At 51.5% G+C, this 21,335-nt stretch carries 18 protein-coding genes and 3 pseudogenes; 14 read left to right on the forward strand and 7 right to left on the reverse strand.

All coding sequences use genetic code 11. The features are described from left to right. Positions 1–3: 3 nt before the first annotated feature. The 7 genes and pseudogenes from nadE to ACYZT5_RS21485 form a co-directional block, all read left to right on the forward strand. Positions 4–528 (forward strand): annotated as a pseudogene (gene nadE / locus ACYZT5_RS21455) (NAD(+) synthase); the annotation flags it as partial. Positions 529–642: 114 nt separating this feature from the next. Further along, entirely contained in the window at positions 643–1,935 is a 1,293-nt protein-coding gene (locus ACYZT5_RS21460) for a tyrosine-type recombinase/integrase (protein ID WP_462047300.1), read from the forward strand. Then, positions 1,932–4,382: a tyrosine-type recombinase/integrase gene (locus ACYZT5_RS21465; RefSeq protein WP_462047301.1), complete on the forward strand. Its 2,451-nt coding sequence runs from the start codon at positions 1,932–1,934 to the stop codon at positions 4,380–4,382. Before ACYZT5_RS21460 ends, ACYZT5_RS21465 begins: the two co-directional genes overlap by 4 nt. Continuing rightward, positions 4,379–6,520, forward strand: coding sequence for a site-specific integrase (locus tag ACYZT5_RS21470; protein WP_462047302.1), 2,142 nt, complete (start codon positions 4,379–4,381; stop codon positions 6,518–6,520). Before ACYZT5_RS21465 ends, ACYZT5_RS21470 begins: the two co-directional genes overlap by 4 nt. Further along, a complete protein-coding gene (locus tag ACYZT5_RS21475; RefSeq protein WP_462047303.1) occupies positions 6,517–7,032 on the forward strand; it encodes a hypothetical protein in 516 nt (171 codons plus the stop codon). The genes ACYZT5_RS21470 and ACYZT5_RS21475 overlap by 4 nt, the downstream gene beginning before the upstream one ends. A 325-nt stretch (positions 7,033–7,357) precedes the next feature. Further along, positions 7,358–7,528 (forward strand): hypothetical protein, encoded by a 171-nt coding sequence (locus ACYZT5_RS21480; protein WP_462047304.1) that lies wholly within the window; start codon positions 7,358–7,360, stop codon positions 7,526–7,528. 1 nt (position 7,529) lies between these two features. Further along, positions 7,530–8,204, forward strand: a complete 675-nt coding sequence (locus tag ACYZT5_RS21485) for a hypothetical protein (protein WP_462047305.1) — start codon at positions 7,530–7,532, stop codon at positions 8,202–8,204. Between the two features lie 30 nt (positions 8,205–8,234). Here the strand turns inward: ACYZT5_RS21485 and ACYZT5_RS21490 are convergent, their stop codons facing one another. Continuing rightward, positions 8,235–9,467: an RES family NAD+ phosphorylase gene (locus ACYZT5_RS21490; RefSeq protein WP_462047306.1), complete on the reverse strand. Its 1,233-nt coding sequence runs from the start codon at positions 9,465–9,467 to the stop codon at positions 8,235–8,237. Positions 9,468–9,640: 173 nt separating this feature from the next. On the opposite strand from ACYZT5_RS21490, the gene ACYZT5_RS21495 reads away from it, so the two are divergent. Further along, entirely contained in the window at positions 9,641–10,393 is a 753-nt protein-coding gene (locus ACYZT5_RS21495; RefSeq protein ID WP_462047307.1) for a HEPN domain-containing protein, read from the forward strand. A 123-nt stretch (positions 10,394–10,516) separates the two neighbouring features. Further along, positions 10,517–11,896 (forward strand): DUF6035 family protein, encoded by a 1,380-nt coding sequence (locus ACYZT5_RS21500; RefSeq protein WP_462047308.1) that lies wholly within the window; start codon positions 10,517–10,519, stop codon positions 11,894–11,896. A 290-nt stretch (positions 11,897–12,186) separates the two neighbouring features. Here ACYZT5_RS21500 and ACYZT5_RS21505 read toward each other — a convergent pair whose 3' ends face one another. The 4 genes from ACYZT5_RS21505 to ACYZT5_RS21520 form a co-directional block, all read right to left on the reverse strand. Then, on the reverse strand, positions 12,187–12,342 hold the full coding sequence (locus ACYZT5_RS21505; RefSeq protein ID WP_462047309.1) for a hypothetical protein: 156 nt from the start codon (positions 12,340–12,342) through the stop codon (positions 12,187–12,189). A 127-nt stretch (positions 12,343–12,469) separates the two neighbouring features. Beyond that, positions 12,470–14,464, reverse strand: coding sequence for a DUF3732 domain-containing protein (locus ACYZT5_RS21510; RefSeq protein ID WP_462047310.1), 1,995 nt, complete (start codon positions 14,462–14,464; stop codon positions 12,470–12,472). Next, entirely contained in the window at positions 14,461–14,928 is a 468-nt protein-coding gene (locus ACYZT5_RS21515) for a three component ABC system middle component (protein ID WP_462047311.1), read from the reverse strand. Before ACYZT5_RS21515 ends, ACYZT5_RS21510 begins: the two co-directional genes overlap by 4 nt. Next, positions 14,919–15,866 (reverse strand): hypothetical protein, encoded by a 948-nt coding sequence (locus ACYZT5_RS21520; protein WP_462047312.1) that lies wholly within the window; start codon positions 15,864–15,866, stop codon positions 14,919–14,921. Before ACYZT5_RS21520 ends, ACYZT5_RS21515 begins: the two co-directional genes overlap by 10 nt. 803 nt (positions 15,867–16,669) lie before the next feature. Between ACYZT5_RS21520 and ACYZT5_RS21525 the strand changes: the two genes are divergently transcribed. Continuing rightward, on the forward strand, positions 16,670–17,191 hold the full coding sequence (locus tag ACYZT5_RS21525; RefSeq protein WP_462047313.1) for an SH3 domain-containing protein: 522 nt from the start codon (positions 16,670–16,672) through the stop codon (positions 17,189–17,191). Positions 17,192–18,351: 1,160 nt separating this feature from the next. Continuing rightward, complete coding sequence (locus ACYZT5_RS21530; protein ID WP_462047314.1) at positions 18,352–18,954, forward strand: hypothetical protein; 603 nt, start codon at positions 18,352–18,354, stop codon at positions 18,952–18,954. Between the two features lie 55 nt (positions 18,955–19,009). Here ACYZT5_RS21530 and ACYZT5_RS21535 read toward each other — a convergent pair. Then, positions 19,010–19,117: pseudogene (locus tag ACYZT5_RS21535) on the reverse strand (AraC family transcriptional regulator); the annotation flags it as partial. Here ACYZT5_RS21535 and ACYZT5_RS21540 point away from each other — a divergent pair. Both ACYZT5_RS21540 and ACYZT5_RS21545 read left to right on the forward strand, forming a co-directional pair. Continuing rightward, positions 19,082–19,721: pseudogene (locus tag ACYZT5_RS21540) on the forward strand (MFS transporter); the annotation flags it as partial. The pseudogenes ACYZT5_RS21535 and ACYZT5_RS21540 overlap by 36 nt on opposite strands. Before the next feature lie 146 nt (positions 19,722–19,867). Next, positions 19,868–20,302: an N-acetyltransferase gene (locus tag ACYZT5_RS21545; RefSeq protein ID WP_462047315.1), complete on the forward strand. Its 435-nt coding sequence runs from the start codon at positions 19,868–19,870 to the stop codon at positions 20,300–20,302. Positions 20,303–20,433: 131 nt separating this feature from the next. Here ACYZT5_RS21545 and ACYZT5_RS21550 read toward each other — a convergent pair whose 3' ends face one another. Then, the gene (locus tag ACYZT5_RS21550; RefSeq protein ID WP_462047316.1) at positions 20,434–20,904 is read right to left on the reverse strand and encodes an Lrp/AsnC family transcriptional regulator; all 471 of its coding nucleotides are present in this window, start codon (positions 20,902–20,904) and stop codon (positions 20,434–20,436) included. A 175-nt stretch (positions 20,905–21,079) separates the two neighbouring features. On the opposite strand from ACYZT5_RS21550, the gene ACYZT5_RS21555 reads away from it, so the two are divergent. Further along, a complete protein-coding gene (locus ACYZT5_RS21555) occupies positions 21,080–21,208 on the forward strand; it encodes a hypothetical protein (RefSeq protein ID WP_462047317.1) in 129 nt (42 codons plus the stop codon). Positions 21,209–21,335 lie beyond the last annotated feature (127 nt).

Below are 21,335 nucleotides of genomic sequence, written 5' to 3' on the forward strand. Positions count from 1 at the left end.
TTCATGCAAGCCGAACAGCGTGAGATTGCTGAACAGCTCAAGGTCCAGCCGCCGTTCGCCGACCAGGCCGCCCTCGAGGCCGAAGTCGCCCGGCGGATTACCTTCATCCAGGATTGCCTGGTCAATTCCGGGCTCAAGACCCTGGTACTCGGCATCAGCGGCGGCGTCGATTCCCTGACCGCCGGCCTGCTGGCCCAGCGTGCCATGCGCGAACTGCGCACACGCACAGGCGACAACAGCTACACGTTCATCGCCGTGCGCCTGCCGTACGAAACCCAGTTCGACGAACACGACGCCCAGGCCTCGGTGGATTTCATCGCCCCGGACGAGCGCCACACCGTGAACATCGGCCCGGCCGTCAAATCCCTGGCCAGTGAAGTAGCGGCCTTTGAAGGCAAGCATGCGGTCTCGGTGGATTTCGTGCTGGGCAACACCAAGGCGCGGATGCGCATGGTCGCTCAATACACCATTGCCGGCGCGGCCCACGGCCTGGTGATCGGCACCGACCACGCGGCGGAAGCCGTGATTTCTACCCCCCTACATTAAACTGCACAACCCCCTCTGCAACCCCCGCCCTACCCTCTTCCGCTTACCATATCTCCCCGCCCATAATGCACATCGCTGGTTCCCCAACTGATTGAAATGGAAACCGAAGGTGATGCGCTGATGAAGATGGTTGCAGTCAAGGAAGAGCTCCTAGACCTACGAAATTCTGTCCTGGCCCAAGGCGAGTACCGGGAGCAGTTCCTGTCCCAACCCGAAGCTCAACAACTCGAAGTGAAGGTCACCGGGTGTGTGTTGATAGGGAGTGGAGAGCAACTCCAATCCCTGACCTCGGATTATCTTTGCCGCAACTACAGGAACAACTTGCTGGCTGACGCCACCACCAAGTCCTACGCGTACCGCATCGGGTACCTTCTGGATGACCTAAAGACCCAGGTGGAGTTTGAGAGTAGCGACCGAGACGAAGCGCTGTTAAGCGTCACTATAAGCAGGCTTGAGAGTTACTTGGCGGGCCTGAACGCCGCAGGCCTCGCGCCCAAGACGATTCAAGGAAGAGACGCAGCCCACCATCACCTGTTCACAACATATCTATGCAAGCAGTTTGACCAGAGCCCAGCGCTGCGTGAGGACAATCCCTACAAGACAGGCCTGATTTGGAATGGCAAAGCCCACACCCTTGGTATCGTTCAACCCTGCAGCATGGACGAGCTGGAGAAGTTGATTCTGCACGCTGAATCGGAGCGGGAGCGGTGCCTGATTCAGGCGGTATACGACACCGGAATACGGGAGTCAGAAGTCCCTCGAGTGACGCTGCAGGATGTAAGAAATGCGCTCGAATTTCAGAAGCTCCAGTTCATCACTACAGGATTGCCTCTTGCAAGACCGTTGAAGGCGGCGTACTGCCCGCTCAATATCCAAGGGAGCAAGGGGAGGAAGAATAAGATCAAACCTCGTACTACTCTGGCCAGCCGGACGACGCTGGAACGCATTGAGGACTATCACAAGACGCCTCTTTACCGGCGCTTTGCTAAGCGATACCCGACTCCGGAAGAAACGCCTGCGTTCTTCAACGCACATGGTGAGCCCTACAAGACCAAGAGCATCGAAAAGCTCTTTGACCGCGTCACCAAGCGGGCCATGAAAGCGAGGAAGATCAGGCGCCTCATCTCGCCGCACAAGCTGCGACACGGCGGCGCATACGCGATTCTTAAAAGCCCTGATTTGGGCAAAGATCACGTAGAGCGTCTCGTCACCCTTATGAAGTCGTATGGGCATAGCCGGGAGACGACGTCTGAGGGTTACACGCTGATCCCTCAAGATTTGTATCAAAAGTTCGCCGACCCAAATTCCGTGGAAAAAACCAAAGCTAGCGAGATGGAACTACTACGTGAAAGGACTACTAAGCGCATTCGCTCGGGTGATAAAAAATGAAGCATGAAGCATCTGAAGACGAACTAAATAAGACCGCCCCCAAAACGGCAAAGCGTGAGAGGCGCCCAGAAGCTGATATCACGAAGGAGATCGACTCGTGGGCCACAAAGATTAAATCTAGCAGGCTGAATCTGCTTGATGTGCAACTCAGTCAAAAAGGCGAGCCGGCTATCGCGGCTAGTTACTTAGTGACCGAACTGAAGACATCATATGGCGCCTATAAAACGAGATTCGAAATCCTGAACTCGGTCATCCAAAGTATGATCGATGAGCGAATTATTATCCCTGGGCATAATTCTATCGCCAATGAGTGGCGCCGTAAGCTACTGCGCTGGTACGAAAGTATGACTGACACCGAGAAGCAAGCCATTCCGGTGGTCGCAAACACCATATCAGTACGCAGATGCCTTCAGAATGTACCAGGGATGGGAAATCTTAAGTGGGCACGTTTGAATATCCGACTTGTAGAGCAAACCTTCAGCGATATTTTGTCAGACCTAGAAAAACGCGGTGTAGTAAACGCCAATTATAAAACAGTTGCTGAACGAAAACTTGAGGCTGACGAAAAGAAAGAGCTTTTCCCAAGAGGAGATACATGGGAAACGCAGTTGAAAACGCTGAGATCTATTCCTCTCTCACATGTCGATGACCTAGTACCAGTTGACCCTCAGCGCCCGTTCGTTCAAATTTTCCATATGTTCGCCGCTGCCTCAATGACCACAATGTCGCAGTCCGGCCAACTCAACTTTGTTGAAGGCTTTAAGTTTGTTAGTCAACATCTTAAAGAAGTTGGCTACACCGGTAGCGAGAACCCATTTGAGTGCATTACACCAAACTATTTGACTCGACTGCGAAACTACTTGACGGAGCAACTAAGTATAGGAGCAATTTCATCGCACTCCGCTCAAGTCGTCGTGACATGTACGCGCAAGCTGCTAAAGCGATTGCTGAAGACTCAAGGTATCGGCTTCAGCAACTTTGTGGATATACAAGGGTTCAAAACTAGTAGAACAACCGATGAGTATCGCCCCTATTCTTCTACGGAGCGAGATAGAATCAGAGATGCCTGTGAGTTAGAAATCCAGGAAACCAATCGACTTGCGGCGGATTACCAGCACTTTAATGGCGGGTGCGACCCCTGTAATGAGAAAGGTCATATTCGGAACGGATATGGCACACTGGAAAATGCCAGATGGATATTTGAAAACAAACTCAACTGCCAACGTCTTAGCCGTGCATTTGCCGATCAGAACAACTTCTACGAGAAGGCTTTTTGTAAAATTCTGGACTATTCAGAATCTGGCATCATCGAGATTTATAAGAGCTGGGATGTCATCTACGAATATACATCCAGATTACTCGCCCCCTATTTAATCCGCTTAGCACAAATAACGGGACTCAATGCCGACTCCGTGAAATCTCTGGATGTGGATGACTTCATTAAATGCCATGAGATCACCAGGCGGCCCTACCTACGTTACTGGAAAGAGCGATCCGGCGGGGAAAAACTCTACCACCTTGACCTCATGAATGCTGACCTTGATCTCATGGATGCTGACGTCACTTGGCTTAGCGTGGCTCAGAGCGTTGAAGTCGAGAAGATCTTCAACGATGTGATCTACTTGACTCGTCACATCCGTGACCGCGCTGCCCCTTCCATTAGAGAGAAGCTATTCATTTATGAATCGTTGAAAGGTTCCGAATATCGAGAAGTCAAATCAATAGAAAAATCTAATATTATTAATCTAGTGATGAATCGGTTTTCCAAAGATCATAACTTGAAGAAAGACAATGGTGATGATTTGGCAATTTCTGCTTCTAGGTTAAGACCTAGCTTAGTAGCAGAACTGGTAGACCAAGGCGTTTCTCTGCGCGAGATTCAAATGATTCTCGGCCATCGAAGTATCACCACCACAATCAAATACCTTGATCAGTTGGAATTCAGCAAAACTGCACAGAAGGTAGTCGATGAGGCCTTACAAAAAATTCATAAGAAATACGTGCTGGCCGAATCAAGCAACGTAGATATTCCCACGAGCAACATAGATATCCAAAACGAACGAAATTCTCCAGCAGTCCCCATCAGGACGGGGCTGGTCGAGTGTCGAAATGTCTATGATCCCCCGCCAGAGATTAGGAATTCGCCAGCTTATAAGGAAGGAAACCCTTGCTCGCTTTTGAACAAGTGTCTTTCATGCCGCAACTCCATTATCACAGCATCCAACCTGCCTGACCTGTTTGCTATGCGAAGAGATTATCGAGCAATGATGGAGACCAGTGCAGTCGCGCAGACTCCGTATGGACGCATCATCGTGCAGAATCTGGAAACCTTGGATTCCATTCTAACGCCGTCGGCCCAAGGCTTCGATAGCGAGCAACTGGATCATGCCGAGCGTCTATCTGAACACATCCTCACGAGTACTCTAGTAGAAGGAATGACCCTTTGACGTCTACGCTCGACAACCTCATCTACCAGATCAAGCCGGCTAGGGATCAGTTTTTGCGCCTTCTCAGTGCTCAAAACGCGCTTGCTGCGGGCCATAGGAGCTATAGCCAAGTCAGTCAGAGTGAGGTCAGCGCTGACTACGACCCTGTTGCTATCTTCAATGCGATAATGAATCTTCCCGTGAGCAACCTCAGCATGATTAGGGACTTGGCATGGGACTTCAATGATGAACCACATCCGCTTGCGAGGAATATTCAAGGCGCAAAATCCAGGATTGATTTTGAAAACTACACGAGTCTTAACTCGACGATTCTTTTCGAGTTAAAAATCGCGTTCGCTTGCGCACTTCAGATGCCGGGAGCGATTCGGACTGGAAGAAAGCTTAAAATCTGCAAACCGCATACTATCATCGACATTTTCAAATCAGTCATCCCATTTATTGATAAAATGTGTGCTCGCAAACGTCTTGAACAGGGCGATGAGTTCTTCGAGCTTACGTACTACAGCCTCGCTGACTTCAGCGAAAATGACTACGCTGTAGAAGCAGAAGTATATGACCGAGCTTTTCGCGGCGTTACGAATTTAGGGTTCACTTTCCTACGCTCACCATTTTTGGTCGAAAACTTGTTTGCAAAGCCTCTGCCTTTTATAGAAATGTCTTCACTGAAGTGGCCACAGAATAGTATTGTCAGCCCTAGAGTCCGGGAGAAGCAAAAATATTTCGATAACCATATCTTCGAGAAATGTTCACGTAAAGCCACTTACGCAGTTGTAGATTTTTTGAAAGCTTTGAAAGAACCAGTCTGTGATAAAGATGGGCTGAAGCGATTGAAGGTTAGCGGTTACAAAGCTGCAGCAGAGGCAAAGCTAACCAAGAAAAATTTTGACATCTATGTAGCCATTCGCCTTACCTCTCGAGGGTATTCAGGAAAAGAGATTGAATCTTTCCTTTATTACAATGATCCTAGATACTGGTCTCCCCAAAGACATGGCATGTTCAAGGACAAAGAAGCCATATGCAAACTCACTAATGCAAAGATGGATGATGACTTCTATCAATACATCACCCACATAAGCAACAGTGCATATTACATAATTGCTCAATACACTGGCATGAGGCCATCCGAACTCTCAGGAATCATGGCGGAAGGATGCCTGATGACAAATGAGTTTGGTCACAATTTAATTCTGAGCACGGTTCTTAAAAATCGCGAAGTCTATGGAAAACTTTTTGGCGACAAATGGGCAGCGATTCCGATTGTCATGGATGCCGTAAGGACACTGCAAATACTAAATCGATTCAAACAGAACCAATACCTATTAGCCAATATGAATACTGTGGCCCCTGAACAAAAGGAAAATGCAAATTCGATCGGAAATTTCGACCACGTATTGTGGGCATTCCTATCAGAAACCTTAGATGTCGAAGAACTTGAAAATCTTGATGTGTCCGCTTATACCCTACGGCACTCCTTGGCGCATCAAATGTTTCGTGCTTCCGTAGGGCTGCCTTTCATTTCCTATCAGTTGAAACATTTTGGAAATATTGTGAGTGGCATTGGACAAAATCGCGTAAGTGCCGTCACGATTGACTATGGCAACATCGGCTCAGCACTCACCTCTGACACGGGGCGCGAGGTCGCAAACGCTATTCGGCACGATGCCGAAAAAGAATTTGTCATGAATGCCTGCGATCCCGATGGTGGCTACGTGGGTGAAAATGCCGGAGCCCATCGGGAGCGATTGAAGAAGTACTTCCAAGGCTACCTTGAGGCAGGCTACACCAAAGACGAAATCTTTGATCGGATGGTGGAGCTTAATTTTGCGATCATCAACGTGGGTCAAGGCTATTGCTACGGCAATGCCAACGAGGACTTCGATGCATCGCTCCCCTGTATTGGTTCGCTTCGGTGCAACCCCTACCGGTGCAAAAACGCTGTTGTCACAAAGGCCAATGCGCCCAAGTGGCGTGAGATCTACGTGCAAAACACGATTGCCGTCAGAAAGCTCGAGTTAGAGGCCAAGTCGATCGATCAGCTTATTTATGGTGAATTTGCGACCTCGATTGCTCAGATGAAGGCTGCAATCGCCGAGGCTAAGGCGGTACTGCAAGGATTGGGCGAGGAGTTGATGGTATGAGTTCTGCTACATACGATGAAAAGAACAACGAACAATTTGAGGCTGTGACACGGCAGCTTAATGAAGCACTGCGCCGAATAGAAAGGGATTCATCACTATCGGCATCTGCTTCATCTCTGGCCAGGCTATCAGGCATACATCGAAACACGATTTATAATCGCAAATGGCCACAAGACAAACTCAACGAGATCAAACAAAAACGCGCTCAGCAGGAGGAATATAACGCCATATCCAAGGCTGAAAAAAAAACGCCAGAGGAGTTGCTGGAGCTAAGTAGGCTGGAGGTTATATATTGGTTCACTCAACTGCAGGATGCTCGAAATAGCAATAGCTCACTGAGTATGTCGCTCAAAACAACCGAATCGAGCCGAGACTTTTATATGAAGTTATCACGTGATCGCTTGGAAACTATCAACAAGCAAACATATGAAATCAATAAGCTTCGGGACGCGCTCGCCCTGCAGGAGGAGGAGCTCTCGCTTTTGAAGCGAAACCTGTCGCAAGCTCAATGATATCGCTGCTTCATACTCTCCCCCGCCCTCACCCATAATCGAGCGGGGGACACTAACAACCGCATCCCCTCAAGCTAATTGACCGCCAACTTCACTATTGGACATCTAAGCTGGGCCCCCTACTTGGCCGTTATTGCCACCTCTACCTGATGCAGTTCGCGGAGCTTGTGCTCAACTCACTAGGTAACACACGTTGATAAGAGATGGCACATCACCTAATCTACCTAGGTGGCAGCCGCTGAACGGTCGTCTGCAGAGGGCGCAGCGCTCATCCGCACCGTTGGTGGGGTGTTGGTGTACAATGTCACGTGAATCAGGAGGATTTATGACTGCTTTCCTCAAAAGCCTTATGGGCAAAAACGACCTTGTCTCCAAAGTCTTGAAACGCCACAGCTCTAAAAAGGCTGTGAGTGCTTTTGCGCGCGATCTAAGCACCGAGAGCGCCGCCACCATCAACGCTCGTTTCGCGAGGGCCAAGCGTGTGGCTTCTCGATAGGATGCGTAAGAAAGGCCTCAAAAAGCCGCCTCCAAAGCCCTTCCTGCCCCAGCCCTCCGCCAACGACAACGAGTCGGTGGTGGAGCACAACGTCATGTACGAAAAGCTGGTCGAGAACCCCGACGACATAGTGGGACAACTTGCTTACTGCATGTACAAGCAGAGCAAGCAGCAGTACCTGCAGCAATTCGCGATGCGAAACAACAGGCAGCCCACCGACGCGGAAGTCCGCAACCACGTACATTGCGCAGAATTACCTGCCGTAGAGATGTACAAAGACACCGCCAACAACACGTTCAACGACTATCTCGCTCAGGCTATCCAAGAAAAACTGGATGAGATGGAAAAGCATTACAAGGCTGAGCTGTGGCTTTTCATCAAGCGGCACAAGCCTGAGGCGCTGGGAGAGCGCACTTGGCAGGGTGCCAAAACCCTTCTTTTCGGAGGTGTGGGCGGCGTTGTGGGTAATGCACTTACCACCCTCATCGTGATCCTGCTTCTGTTTGGCGCAGCTTCGAGCGTCACCCGTGACGACTTCGCGAAGAGTTCGAAGGAGCGGATCATCTCCGGCCTAGCCGAAACCTTGGACGTGGGCATCACAATCAGTTCGGTGCCGAAAGTCGATCTGCCTGTTGAGGCCGCGTCAGCCTCGACCCCAGCCACCTCCACCCGTTAAGCAGCCCGCCCACCGACTGTAACGGCCCAGCTAAGTGCTCTCGCAGCTCTTGGCGCTCTCTAAGATGACATTATCTATGGGACGGTACTCCACTGCTTTGATAGAGTGCTGAACGAGGCTTGCGTTTACATACGCAATGCGAGGGGGGTCAGATTGTCTCGGCCCCCTCACTCCATGGCTGCCGTCGAACTCCCACTGCAATGCTGCTTCTACGCAGACGACATGCGAGAACAGGGTGATGTTACTTCCCGAGGGATCCTGAACCGACTTGAAGATGACGCCGTCGATACGAGGCTCTACGCAGGTGGCCAGGTATTCGGCGATGAACTGAGATACCAAATAATTTCTCTCCGAACCTGGGAGCACAGGTGCGGTGATCTTATCGTGCAGGTACTTGAGGAATTCCCTGCGCCCGGACTTCCGGAAGTAGTCGGGATCGAAGACGCTCGGCTCGAACCCAAGATCGGCATTTTCGAATCGTTCGAAGTCCAGCACGCTAACCGGTTTATTCAATCTGAACTCACCGCTGACGACAGTCCCACCTACCGGAGGTCGTAGCTCAGCCACGCAGGTTATGCGCTTGAAGGCACCATAAAATGCCGGTACGCCATTGGGGTTCATTCGCCCCTCGCCTGCCAGCGCCTTGGGCGGCGCCGCGAGCTTGATCGCAGGATCCGCGCTGATTTCATCAACGCTTGACGACGTCATGCAGGTGCGGGCGCGGTAAATTGGTGGAGCGTTTTCAGGAGTCAGCACGCGCACCACAGCCAGCGCTTCTGACTCTGCTGAGTACTTATGCAGCCCTTCGAATAGCCAGTCTAGGTACTCTCTGGCGTGCTGATTGAAAAAGCGACTGCCGTGCTTTACACCTTCCTCAAACTCTCCCCATTTCAAGCCAATATGGTCATGTGTGGAAGACCTCTTCAGGTATTCGTCGTCGCGCCGGAAGGACGTCAGGTTGCTGCACACCGCGCCCACGACTGGCTCACTGGCTGAACAACCAAACATCAAGATGATCCAGTGCTCGATGCTCTCGCCATGCGTTACGGAGAAGTCGCCGTCGCTACCAACGTGACGGTGAGTTCCTACACAAACGTGTTTACCGAGGGCGTCCTCCACGCAGGTAACGATCTCGCTGAGCGGTGAGCACGTACGCGTCGAGTTACAGAGCCCACAGACAACGGCGCGACCATTGAGCTGGATCTGCTCGCCCAGGAAAGGATCGAACGCACACTCGGAACAAACATTTACATTTTCAGCCATCGCGTGCTCATCGTCCTTTCGCATAATGGTGGCAAAGTACAAGTACGTGGAAGCTCGGCATGATCGCTGATGATCATCCGCAGACCAACACCTGATTTGCCGATCCGTCGTGACTGTTTGAGCTTTCACGCACAGCGACAACACTCCATGAACTTCACAGGACAAGACATCGTATGAGCAGCGTCAAGGAACACTTCTTCGAGTTGCAACAGCAACGCTGCATTGAGTGGATCAAACAGGTATATGGAGTCGACATCGACGAGGATGATGAGCGCTGGGCAGAGCTGGCCGCCGAGTACTCGGCCATGCTTGACGCGGAAGAGGAAGAAGCTGAGTTCCAATGGCTGAACCGGCATACGCACAGCGAGTTTTTCCTCAAGTTTCCCGAAGAGCTTGCGACCGCATCCAGCCTGTTGACGCTTGGCAGCAGCGAGCAGCACACCGATACACTGAACAAGCTTGTGTATGCCCATGCCGTCACCTTGATGGAGGCACTCATCAGTTCTGTCGTTTGCAAGCTCGTCGTGAGTGACAAGGGGCTGCTGATCAACCTGGTAGCCGGGTACCGGAAGCTGAGTACGCGCACGATCAACCTTAAGGAGGTTGCCGAGCAGCCTAAGCTCGTGGAGAGCATTGTCCTCACCACACTGAAGGAGCTGACGCTGCACAACGTCGGGACGGTGAAAGAGGTGCTGGGTGCAATGTTTGGCAAGCACATGGACAGCTTGGAGGTGGGCGAGATCGGTCGCATCTGCAGCAAGCGCCATGACATCGTCCACCGCAACGGCAAGACTCTCGATGATCAGCCGATCGAACTCACCACGGAAGAGGTTAAGCAGGCAATCCGCACCATCCGTAAATTTGCTGAAGAGCTGAAATCCAGGATTGACAACGCCGCCTGCGAACGAAAGTCCGCTGATTTCTAGATGGCGCGCCAATGGACTCTGACCTGGCGCAATTCAGGGTACGAGTAAGTGTAAAGGGTTCGGTGGCAGCGGGGTCGCTGATTTCCGGTGGCTGGTTAGGACACTCCACGAAAAGGAAGCCATATGTTCACCCATGAAATCGCACAGCCTACCGACACCATGCTTCTGACCGAGATCCTCGACATGGAGACCGGCGAAAACATCGACCTGCAGGTGTTCCTGAGCCGCGAGCTGGGCCTGGTCATCAAAGACCGGGCCGAGTTGGCGAGCCGGTATACACGCAATCCCGAAGAGCCCTGGCTGGTCTGCCAGTTATGCTCGGCGCCGGTCATCCTGGTACGCACCAAAGGTCGGCGCTTTCACTTTCGCCACCAACCGCGCGAGGAGGTCGAGCAGAAGTGTTCGGTTTCCACGCGAGGCCTGCTCAGCGCTGAGCAGATCAACTGCATCAAGTACAACGCCGCCAAGGAAAGCGCGGCTCACCTCAGACTCAAGGGCATCCTTCGCGACAGCCTGATTGCCGATGAAAACTGCAGCGAGCCGCAAGTGGAAGCTGTCTGGAAGGGCATGCGGCTTGCTGACCGAGCGCAGTGGCGCAAGCCGGATGTGCAGGTGGAGCACGCCGGCCAGCGACTGGCATTCGAGGTGCAGCTCTCGACCACCTATCTTACCGAGATCGTAGGTCGCCGCGAGTTCTACAGGATGAACAACGGCGGCATGGTCTGGGTTTTCCAGAGCTTCGATCCGAGCGTCACCCGCACCTCCGAGGAAGACATCTTCTACCTGAATAACCACAACGTCTTCATCGTGAATGAGGCAACGCTAGAGCGATCGCGGCAGGCGAAACGCATGGCCATGGTTTGCTGGTATGCGGTACCGCACCTGAGGGGCAAGACGATCATCAACGAGTGGGTGATGGAGGAGGTTTTCCTTGATCAGCTGACTGTAGATGCCAAGGCGCAGAAGGTGTTCTTCAAGGACTACGATGCCCTTCGTGCCGAACTGGAAAGCTCATTGGATATCTCGAAAGCCCGCCAGGCGCTCTATGACTTCTGGTTCAACCATGCCCCGAATGACTGCCGGGAAACGGATGCCGCCTGGGTGCTCCTGCGGGAAAAGATGCGCGTCGCTTTACCTCGACTGCACCTGCGGACGGACTACCGCACGGGCAAATTTCATGGAGCGATTTCGCTGATGCTGAGCGCCCGCTATGGTCGGCCTCTCGGTTACAACCTGCCGCGCTTGCTGAACGTTGCCAACACTGCGTTCGACCACTATAAGCAGTACCTCTACCCGTTTGGGTGGGCGCTCAAACTCTGCGACACCGAGCAGCTGCTGAAGGAGCAGGACACCAAAGGTACGTGGCTTCGGCGCATTGAGGTGATCAAGGACGGCATGAGGAACCATGACGAAGCTTTCCGGCAAGATCCCAGCCTCAACCAACTGATCACATTCCTCGTTCCCGAGATTACCGAGAAACTGGCCCAGGCTAGGGATTGGTAACCTGCGAAGTCCCATGAGGGCATCGCCCCATTTTGCTGAAGATTTTAGGTCACCCTGACCGCCCTGCTCTGCCAGACCTTTCGACGACCTTGGGTTGACGACGCCAAGGGTAGGTGTGACTGCCTTGAGCCGAAGATCGGTAACAGCGCTATCGCGGCTTTTTAGAGGCTCTGTCCTGCCTCCAATGTGTATCACCCTCCACTTCACGAGTAGTGCCAGACGAAAACATTAGGGGCTGCCGAGGGTAGAGATCCATGAGGTCAGGAACGCGGGCAAAGTCCTGCATGGTTTCAGCCCACGGGTAACCACTCTCCATGGGGTAATAGTTCACAGCGTGCATGAGCACGCCCGCCACCGATGGACGCGTCGTAGGTCGCGATGTTGTCGATGTTCTTCCCCCTTCTCATTTCCTCGATCGCAATGTCATCACGGGTTTCGTAGAACACGTGGATGACTCCAGGTTTGTCAGGCGGAATCTGGTTCACCGCGTCGTTGATCAGGCTTTTAAAGTGCTCCAGCTTACCTGAAGCCTCTAAACCTTCAGCTTGTGAGCAAACATTTCAAAGCCGCAAGTCAGTCAGCGATAAAACCACGCGTTCGCCACTGCTCCCTGACATAATCACCGAAGTTATAACCTTCCCCAAGGTCTAGTCCGTCGGCGTGATCACAAACGATAATCTGCGGCCTCATACCAGTTTGCTCTGCAGTATCATCACAGAACTTAGCAAGTTGAGTAAACATGTTCGACACCGCATCGATGTCGTCGTGCAATGCGACACCCTTGGTGTCATCAGGCCTTAAATTATCAGCCACAAATACCTGGCCATCATCCTTGGAAGGGAAATAAACCTGTGTAGGTTGATCAAGGAAGAGAATCGGCGGAATTTTGCACTTATCGGCCCTGGCAGCAAATTGATAGTGCAGCGCCATGAACAAGGTAAGGTGCGAGTAAACCCAGTTTGCACCACTTCCCATAGACCTGAGGAAAACTTTTTTGAAAGCTTCCTTCTCATGCCACAAGTCGAAGCTATTTACGTCAAACTTCAGCGATCCCGTCTTGTACGTTTCTTCGAAGTGGAACTTCTGACCAAGCTCTTTCATTTTTTTGTTGATGTCTCTCGCCAGCCTGTCCAACTCGATATCAACATCATACTCATCAAGCTGGGCCTGGTATTTCTTAACCTGCGCCTCCCAATAATCCTTCATCTTCTTCAAGTCAGAAGGCGGGTTTTCGATGAACTTGTCGATTTCGATCTCAAGCAGCAGCTTCGTTTTCTTCGGAGCATCCTCCAACGAGTGGGTCTGGGCCAGTCGATTTTCCTGCTCTTCAAAAGGCTTGAGGGAGGTCTGGACTTCTTTGAGCTTCTGACGAAAGTCCTTGATATCTTTCCTCAGGTCGCGACTCTCCTGCCCCAAGCTCTCCCGCGCAAACGACGAAAGCTTCAGTTCAGTGTTCAGCCACTCGATGGCCTGTGTCAGCTTGTTGGCCTGATCCTCCGGGATATCGGAGTGAGACTCGCACACTGGGCAGAACGTGTGCTCAAGGTTCGTGGAGCGGGGAATCGTCAGCGAGGCATACGAGGCACCAATCCCCTTCGCTTGCTCAACAGATCGCTCAAGTAGATTGAGTCGACCTATCGCCGAACGCAGGTCGGCCACGTGTTTTGCCTTTTGGTCACGCAGCGAGTTGAGCGTCTTCTCGTAATCATCGGCCAGCCCATCCACGGTGACCGGGGTACCTTTCATCAGCTTTAGCGCCTGACTTGGTTTGATGAAAATCTCATCAGCCGTCATCTCGAACAGAGGAACTCCCGCGAGTGCTTGGTACTCCGCGAGGAGTTTCTCGAACTTCCCAACCGTTTCCTCCCTGACTTTCTCGTCTTTGGGGATTTTCAGCTCAACCCGACGAAGTTCATAGGCTGCTTCGGTTAAATCCTTGGCGATATCAAAATACTCTTCCTTAACGATACCCATGAATATCTTGAAGTGATCGATGGCCTGATCCCGTTTAACCTTCTCATCGAACCGGTAGAAAATGGCATGTTTGTTCGCTACCAGGTTCTGGTGCTGAAGCATAAACGACGGGAAGCTGCGCACAGATGGGGTGGCGCCCTTGCTACCCGTAACCTCTTTGTACATCGGGTCTTTATCAATATTCTCCAGCGTTACGCCAAAATACTTTCCGAGACTCTTTAGGAATTGATCTTTATGGATGTAATATCGATCGTCAAAAAAATACTCAACTTGCCCCATGAGCTCTAGGACATTCTCTGCTTCTGGCCCGGTGACCTCGCGCAGGAAGCAACGTTTGGAAGCCGTTGCTCGCGCCAGCACAAGCGTCAGACTCGGGAACTGCAGGACGGTGAAGAACGTATCGCCACGCTCAGTCAGCTTACCATCTGGAATAGTGTCTTCACTACTACCTAAACAGTAGTCAAAGATCTCGAGAATAGCGCTTTTCCCGGTAGACGACTTACCGGTGATGATATTTAGGCCACGGGTAAACTCCACAGTGTGAAGTCTTTTATCCTTGTCTACGACGCCGATATATCTTACATAGCAGTTCATAGCGATTTCAGCCCCAATGACTTATAAACAGAAACGACATTTTCACCCGTAAACACCACTGCGAGTTTCCGAGCATACTTCAACAACTGGGCATCGGCATTTTCCGCTCTGATTTTGCCTTGCGGAACCACCGACATATCCTCATTGATCTTGATGCTCTGCTCCGAGGTAAGGATGAGCAGGGAAGCATTCGTGATCGGCTGGTATTCTTCGATCCGCGACTCCAAACCGAGAATCCGGCTGGGTTCCTGCGTCAAAGTGCGGATCGAGCTATTTTTCCCCGCGTAATGCAGAAACTTGTGAATAGGCTTGTAGGTGATCAGGGGCAAAACCAAGTAGCTCAGTAGAATGTCTTTTTCAGTCGGACCCCAGTGATCGTAAAAGGAGTGGATTATCGGCGCGAGGGCAAATGGCGTCCGGCGCAGTGTGTAAATATGGTCTGCGGCATTCATACTCACGGCCATAATCTCCAATGGTTTTTCTGATAGCGCTTGATATCAAAATCCGAGGCCAGATTGTCTCGGTACAGCTCATCAATGACCTCGCCGGCAATCAGAAGCTGCAGAGCAGCGTGTCTGACGCGTGACTCGCCATCGATCTCGCGGATCTTCTGCACGAAAGGCCGATCGGCGATCTCATCAAGGACAATCTTCTGCTTCAGCGCATCAGCATCTACCTCAGGGAAGGTGTTTGAATGCTTCATGTAACGCTTGGTCAGCTCAACAGTCTTGGCGGTGAACTCCTCGCAGGTGATTTCCCAGCCTGTATCGATATACCGGGGGCTACCAATGAAGCCCAGGATGTCATCGATGTAGGATTGACGTTTCGACTCTCGTATCACCCTAAGCTGATCAACCTCGTAGGCATCGAGCCTCTCTTTGAGCGAAGGCGAGCCCGTGATGAACACCGCCCTCCCCAACACCTCCAGCAGATCATCCCTCAGCTCAGGAGCCATCACGGATCGTAAGAGCTCCAAGGTCTCTGAAGGCTCTTTCGCCCTGGAAGCGACAAACCTCTGCTCGGCACCGTCGTAGATCGCAGTGAGCAAGGCGAGCTTCTCGGCAGCGGCACAGCTGTTCCAGTCGGTCAGCGTCGACTTTGGCGAGTACTCCTGATTCGTCACCAATATCAGGCTTTCGTACGCCGTATGGTCAAATGCCTTGTTCAGCCAGTTATTCAGGGTGTTCCAGATGTTCTGGTGGCCGTCCCTCAACGCATCGGCGTAGAGCTTGACCTCCACCTGCGCCTCGTCTTCCAAGGTCACATCCCCGAAAACCTCGACCCACAGGCGCTTTCCCTTCTTCAGCTTGTGGCAATATTCAAGCGCAACCACAAGCTGGTACGTGAGGGCTTCGAAAAGCTTCGTCGCGTCAAACAGTAACTTATCTGGCAATTTATCCATAAAAATTCCACGACCGCCTCAGAAAGAGCACGAGCAGATCAGTTGGCTGTACTGATGGCGGGATGACCAGCGTTTTCCAGCAATTGGCGACTGAAAATAACTGTACGAATATACAGTAACGATTACGCCAATTCGACATTTGACTGTATATGAATACAGTTACTCTTATTGAATCTACTCGATAGTAGCACTTCAAAGTCGATGATCGCAAAGGGCTATCAAGCAATTGATCTGGGCCAATTTCATCGAACTATCAAAGGGATATCCATGGGATACCCGAAGGCTATTCGGACAGTATTTTTAAGGTATCCCGTGTATTTGAAGTGGTAAGCAGAAACGCGTAGCACTAACCGATGCGAGCGGCCAGTAGGTTAGCCGGCGTTCAAACGAAGCACTGATACACTCAGTGCATGCTCAATAGGGATGTCAGGACAAGAGATGGAAACTTACACTATTCCTCAATACTTAATATCTGCAGTTGCCGACTCCGTTTCGGTCTTTGAAACTCATGCCAGTTTGGACAGCCTGTTCATGTACGCCCTGCCCACCCCGGTGATTTGAAACGACCTTCCTCGCTCACCACAGACGACGTCTGCCTCGTCTGACGGACGTCACGCTCGGCTACACGACAGCAACAATCTGGTATCTCAACGATGCTTGATTTGGGAAAACCAAAGCTTTTAGGGTTAGGTAGGCTGCAGAAAATAGAAGCTTGGCTAAACTCGCATTAGGGTTTATGAAGCCAGGTTGGTCAGGAGGACAGGCTGGGCACTGTTTGTTGAGCGAGAGCAATGGAAATGCGCATGAAGTCTCAGTCATGGTTTGTCCCACTCCTGATTGTTTTCGCTGTCCTTTGGGCAGTAGGCAAAAAAGATACGCCTCCCGTTCAGGTGCAACCGAGCCTACCGAGCACACCGAATACGCTGGTCTCTAATACAGCGGTTTCATCACCGACGCCGGCCTCCTCCAGTGATCAATTCGTAAGAGCAGAAAAGCTCAATATCCGGGATCAGCCGGGCGGAAAGATCATTTCCAAGCTGAGCCGTGGAGACAAAATTCAGGTCTTCGAACAACTGGATGATTGGGTGCGCATAAGCATTGATGGCCAGCCAGCGAAGTGGCTTTCATCAAAAAGCATTTGCAGCGGATCGAATTGCTACGTTGCATCTCAGCCGAAATCATTGAGGCAAGCACCGCAACCTGTCCGTAGGCCTGCCTCTGAATATGGCTCTTCCTGTCCTTGTTCTTCCGGCAGTGTATGCATTGGCCCGAGAGGTGGTAGGTACTGCATCACATCAGGCGGGAACAAGCGTTACGGCGTTTAAAACCGTCAGTTTTGGTCGAGCCTAATTTGTAACGCTCGAACGGAACAACTGAGTGCTTGTTAGCGTGAACCGCTCGAACTATTGCTCCCTGCCCTTTGAGACTCATGCAAAAATGGCAGGCGAGGATTTGGCCACATCAATCATCTCATAGCTGCTTCAAAGGCTGTAGCTATGGCATCATTTTCAACACAGGCGGTTGCCGCTATGGCTTGGTAGGCGTACCAAGATGCAGCTATAAATTTGAACATCGCTAGTTCCACGAATCGGCCAAGGTTCAAGTCGAACAGTTAGTGCCACGCTTCCGAATAGGAGAACACATTGCTTAATCGTCCCGACAAAGACGCGCTCCGTGCAATGCTGGAATCGCAGGTTCAAGAAAAGCTGCAGCACGACCCAGACGCGGTAACCACTTATGCAGCTCAGCCTGTACCGGCGCTCAACGACACCATCTACCTCGTTATGAGTCTCTACTGGCCGAAGACCGAAGCTCCCTCCATTCTTCCTGCCGGACCCGGCACTTGGGCGTCACCGGAGGCGCGCCTGCGGTTGTGCTTTGCCCGGACGGAATCTGCCCTTAGCGACAACCTCTCGCGTGACCTGAATGCTAGCTAGCGGCCGAAAAATTCGAAAGGAAGTCCAAGACGAATGAGGTCATGGAGATTCGTGCGGCGTGAAGGCAACCTAGGGTCGTCCAAATGTCTTCATGGATTGGCGGCCTAGGCTGGTAACCTTTGATCGATGACAGCTCACGCACCACAATGTCCGACGGCGCTCATACTGCAAACCAGCATGTTACGACTCAGAAAGCGCAAGTAAGCAGCACTGATGAATCCGCAAAAAACTGCCGTATGAGCTGGACATGAACAGCCAAACGCAACCAAGAAAGTTTGATGCAGAATTCGCGCCTGATACTTCACTCAACTAAACACCCACAAACCAAAAGACATTAAATAGCCAGCTTAAAGTTCTGAAAAAAAACCTCACCGCATGATAAAGCCATAACGCCTGTAATTACTGGCACTTCTAACACGCCACTAAGAATCCCCATGCGAATTGACAAGCCGCCAACAAATTACTTGCTTGACCGTAGATCACACCCATGGATAATAGGAGACCGAGAGACCAGTTACGCCCCCTCAACACAATAGGAGATGTACTTTATGAGCTATGAAATTAGCGTTTACATAGATGAACTTCAAGCAGCCGTATCTCTTGATTTCAAATGTCTTAGCGATGAGTATAGAATTACCAAAATTTGTCGACTTCAATGTATCGGCTGGATGCTTGATACTGTTGAAAAAGTAGAGGAGCAGTTACAGTTAGGTTGTACATGGACAAATCCCGAGGATACGATTGAATCAATGGAGCGACTCGCAGGGATCCCTAAACAGCTGGCAAGAAAAATCATAGCTGCCAATAATCGAAATGAAAAATTTGATTTGGTGTGGAACTACATTTCCGACGAAGAAAAAAACCTGGCCATAACGGTAGACTTTAATGCATCCCATAATTTCTGGCCGGGCTTCCAACTTTTCTGCCATGCCATTATCGTACACCTCGCAAATACAAATGAGACAGAGGATCTGCAAAGCAAAATCCGATTTTTTGAAAACAACTCGAAGACAAGCCCTTCTCCACTACCAAACTCTTCGACACCAGAGATAACGGACAACCCTATAAGTTATATAGAAATTGATATGCAGTGCGGATCAAGAGGCTTTCGAAAGGTAGTCTACGATACTGCGCAACCACCTCAGAATTAATTATTTTATACTACGTGAAGCAATTTAATCAGATGCCCAATTAAGGTGTTGACCGTTACTTGAAGTAACTCCCTGGCGTGGTGCCGGTCCCGGCCTTGAAGAAGGCGATCAACACGCTGTCGCTGGCGAAACCCAGCCTAAAGGCGCAGTAGGCGATGCTGCGCCATTGTTTGGCACCCTGGGTCTGATGCTCAGGACTGGACATTGTGGCGCTCGGTTGGGTTGGTGGCGGTATTCAACATTGCGCTATTCAGTTATTACAGCCTGGGACCGTTCATCTTCGAGCGGCTGGGTTTATCCGCCGAACAGTTCGGCTACAGTGGTGTGTTGCTGGCGTTGGGGCTGAGTCGTGGCAGAACAAAGGGCTGCCCAAACGCGGAGTAAATAGTGAACAACTGGTCCTAGCTGCCGGTGCCGCGGCGTTGTTGGGCAGCGTTCTGGTAGTAGTGCTGCAGGACCGCTGGCTATACGTTCTGCCGATGTTGTTGGTGGTGATGTCTTTCGGCATGGCGATTCCCAATGTGCTCGGGACGGCGTTGGTTGCTTATCGCGACCGCCTCGGCACAGCAGGGGCCCTGTTTGGCTTGTTGTATTACCTGGTGATCGGTGCCGGTTTGACCCTGGCAGCCTGGGGGCAGGCTCTGGGCTGGACACTGTTGGTCTGTGCCTTGACGGCGTTATGGCTAGGGTATCACGCCCTTCAACGTCATCAAAAATTGAACAAAGCACTCAAGCGCGCCGTCAACGGCGCGCCCTGGATGGGTTAATTGGCGCTCTAAGCGTTTGGATAACCACGCGTTGCAGATCCTGCATACAGGCAATCGCTGCCCCTTCAAAACCACCAAATGGTTAGCCGGCGGAGCATCATGAATATGGCACAATGTTTACTTCCTAACTCAATCGTTGAGAACTCATGATCCGCGACTTTAGTAACGTTGACCTAGAGTCCGTATTAGACGTTTGGCTACGAGCGTCAATCCAAGCGCATCACTTCATAGAACCCGAATTCTGGCGTACACAGCTTGACGCTATGCGTGAGGTTTACCTACCAAGCGCCATGTCCCGAGTGTTTGAGGCAGATGGGGCAGTAGTAGGATTCTGTTCTGTATATGGAGACGCAGTCGCAGCACTATTTGTATCGCCTGAACATCAAGGTAGCGGTATAGGTACGCAGCTTCTCGCGGACGCCATGGCATCTAAGTCAACCCTACAGCTGACCGTGTATTCGGCAAATACTCCTAGTATCCGTTTCTATGAGAATCAGGGCTTTGTGGTTCTCAAAGAACAGCTGGATGAGCACACCGGCCAACTGGAGAAAGTGATGCGCTGGGTCACCAAATCTGACTAATAAGGAGAGGTCGCGCCATCCTTAGTCCAAGCATCTGCCCACTGACCTTGCGTCGTTAAACCGATTCCTACTTATGCTGCAGTAGCTCCAGACGTAAGCACGGTGGGTACGCTCCGCAGTTCAAATCAACTCTATTCCTGATTACCCACCGGAATCTGCAACCCCACCTTAGCGTTGCTCATGGAAACCAGCGACTTGAAGCGCTTGACGTTGTTGTTCTCGAAAAATAGATCTCGAGTCAGCTCCGTGTATTGCTCCATGTTCCGCACGGTCAGTACCAATACAAAGTCCCATTCCCCTGCTACGTAGTAGCACTGTTGAAGCTGAGGGCATGCGGTGAATCTGCGTTTCGTAGCATCCAGCAGATCCAACCGCTCACTTTCGACTTCGACTTGCGCCACGATGGTCAGCGGGTAGCCGAGCTTCTCTGGTTCCACCAGCGCTACGGTGCCTTTAATGATCCCTTCTTGGGTTAGACGCTTGAGTCGGCGATTCACCGCGGCGGATGAAAGATTGACCCTGGCCCCCAACTCACTCTGGGACAGGCTGGCGTCTTTCTGGACTTCAGCGATCAACTTCAAATCGAAGGCATCAAGGCTCATTCAGAGGGCTCGCAATAAAATTGATGAAGTTCACGCTACCGGTGAATAAGAATCCAGTTCTTGGATGAAAATCAAGGAATTAGTATTGCGCGAGCGAGATATTATTTCACTCGCCGCCAGCCACCACGTTGAGTGTCGGCGCCAACGATCGCGGTCCCCTTGCAGGAGAAACAGCATGAGTGTTCAGAACACCACCGGCACGCTGGGCAATACCGGCGTGGACCACCATGTCGCCGGCTGCCCCCTCATCGCGCTGGCCGGCGCAGAAAAGACTGGACGCAATCAAGCGCGGCATCAGCCATAACCCGAGGGAGCACCCCAATGACGACTAACTGGCCGAGGGCGCCGAAGTGCCGCTCTAGGTGATTACACGCAGCATCAGCGCCACCCGCTAACCAAAAACTCAACAACTGAACCCGCATACCCTGCGG

The sequence above is a fragment of the Pseudomonas sp. LB3P14 genome (genome assembly GCF_054898045.1).